Source organism: Collinsella sp. AM24-1, from assembly GCF_003470325.1.
In the GTDB taxonomy this organism is placed as follows: Bacteria; Actinomycetota; Coriobacteriia; order Coriobacteriales; family Coriobacteriaceae; genus Collinsella.
On record NZ_QRHM01000048.1, the window covers coordinates 232 to 2,262 of the forward strand.

General features: G+C 59.4%; 3 protein-coding genes and 1 pseudogene. All 4 read left to right on the forward strand.

Annotated elements, in window-relative coordinates; all coding sequences use genetic code 11:
- Nucleotides 1-392: pseudogene (locus DW661_RS10400) on the forward strand (SIS domain-containing protein); the annotation flags it as partial.
- 46 nt (nucleotides 393-438) lie between these two features.
- The gene (locus tag DW661_RS09935; RefSeq protein ID WP_117565057.1) at nucleotides 439-858 is read left to right on the forward strand and encodes a PTS sugar transporter subunit IIA; all 420 of its coding nucleotides are present in this window, start codon (nucleotides 439-441) and stop codon (nucleotides 856-858) included.
- Between the two features lie 57 nt (nucleotides 859-915).
- Nucleotides 916-1,398, forward strand: coding sequence for a PTS sugar transporter subunit IIB (locus DW661_RS09940; RefSeq protein WP_117565058.1), 483 nt, complete (start codon nucleotides 916-918; stop codon nucleotides 1,396-1,398).
- A 58-nt stretch (nucleotides 1,399-1,456) separates the two neighbouring features.
- Nucleotides 1,457-2,031, forward strand: a 575-nt coding sequence (locus DW661_RS09945; protein WP_147349536.1) for a PTS sugar transporter subunit IIC, incomplete at its 3' end; no start/stop codon positions are given.

The window sequence follows — 2,031 nt, forward strand, 5'->3', positions numbered from 1 at the left end:
TGTGGGGCGAGACCATCCTGTTCTCGATGTGCATCCTCGAGGAGATGCAGTGGAAGCGCACCCGCTACATCACCTCGGCCGACTTCTTCCACGGCACCCTCGAGCTCGTGGAGCCCGGCGTCCCGGTCTTCCTGTTCATGGGCGAGGACGAGAACCGCAAGCTCGACGAGCGCGTCCGCGCCTTCCTGACCCGCGGCGTGACCGGCGACACCGACATCAACGTCATCGACACCGCCGAGTTCGCGATCCCCGGCCTTGACGACGAGTTCCGCGTCATCGTGTCTCCGTGGATTCTGACGGTGCTCGTTACCGACCGCCTGGCTCGCTACTACGAGACGGTCACCAAGCACAACCTCAAGTATCGTCGCTACTATCACCAGTTCGACTACTAAAGAAAACGGGTGCGGGAACGCGCCGGGCTATTGAGAGGAACACAGAATGAGGCAGTACATCATCGCCAGCCATGCGCACTTCGCTACCGGCATCAAGGAGAGTGTCGAGCTGCTCTCGGGCGCTCGCGACAACGTCCACGATCTTTCGATGTTCGTCGATGACCGCATGGACGTGGCCGAGGAGGCCCAAAAACTGCTGGCAGGCATGGCTGCCGACGATGATGTCGTTGTCTGCACCGACCTCTTTGGCGGCAGCGTCAACAACGAGTTCACCAAGATCGTCCAGACGCGTCCCCGCACGTACCTCGTTACCAACATGAACCTTCCTCTGCTTATCCAGCTGCTGTTCTCTGACGAGTCGGCGCCGGTTGAGGAGACGATTCGCGCCATCGTCGCTGCGGACGATACGCGCGTGAAGTTTGTCAACGATCTTTTGGTCGATGACGAAGAGGAAGAAGAGTTCTAATCCGCAGCACCTACTGACACGCCGTAAGACGGCACAAGACCTTTGGGGGGTCACATTATGATTCAGCTACTTCGCGTCGACCATCGCCTGCTTCATGGCCAGGTCGCGGTCTCTTGGGTCCAGGGCCTTGGCTCCAACTGCATTTTCTGCGTGGGCGATAAGGTCGCCAACGACCCGGTGTGGAAGACGACGCTCAAGATGGGCAAGCCTGCCGGCTGCAAGCTCGTCATCAAGGATATGGCGAATGCCATCGAGGCCATTAACTCGGGTGTGACTGACAAATACAAGATGATTATCTGTGTCGCCACCATCGCTGAGGCAAAGCAGCTTGTTGAAGGCTGCCCGCAGATCAAGTCGGTCAACCTGGGCAACACCAAGCCCAAGGACGAGAAGCGCCCCGATGCTCGTCAGGTCTCTCGTCAGATCTTCCTGACTGCAGCCGAGGAGGCCGATGTGCGTGAGATGCTGAACAACGGCGTCGAGGTCGAGATCCGTCCTCTGGCCGATGACCCCAAGGTTGACTGCGCAAGCGTGCTCTAGGCGTTCAATTTCGAAGAGTCTGAGCTCTTCGTAGTGTCCTATTAGGAAAGGGGGATATATGCTTACCCAAGCAATCCTCATCGGACTTATCGCCGCATTTGGTAAGTTCGACTTCCAGCTCGGTACGCTCTATGCGTTCCGCCCCATCGTCCTGTGCCCGCTCGTGGGCCTGGTGCTGGGGGACCTGCAGTCCGGCCTCGCGATCGGCGCCAGCCTGGAGCTTCTGTTCATGGGCTCGATCTCCATCGGCGCCTACGTGCCGCCTGATGAGACGATCGGCGGCGTGCTCGCCTGCGCCTTCGCTATCCAGTTGGGCCAGAGCACCGAGGCAGCCATCGCGCTCGCTATGCCCATCGCCACGCTGTGCCTTGCCATCAAGAACATCCTCAACGCCGCCCTGCCGATTCTGGTTGACCGCGCTGATGTCTTCTCCGGCCAGGGCAACCTTAAGGGTGTCTATGCGATGCACTTCCTGATCGGTTTGACCGGTATCATCATGGCGTTCCTGCTGTGCTCGCTGTCGTTCTATCTGGGTGCTGACGCCATCCAGGGCATGCTCGACTTCATCCCGCCCTTTGTCCTTGCTGGCTTTGGCGTTGCCGCCAACATCCTGCCGGCCATGGGCTTCGCCAT

Coding starts and splice junctions, on each gene's coding strand:
- DW661_RS09940 (WP_117565058.1), top strand. CDS start 916: ATGATTCAGCTACTTCGCGTCGACCATCGCCTGCTTCATGGCCAGGTC.
- DW661_RS09935 (WP_117565057.1), top strand. CDS start 439: ATGAGGCAGTACATCATCGCCAGCCATGCGCACTTCGCTACCGGCATC.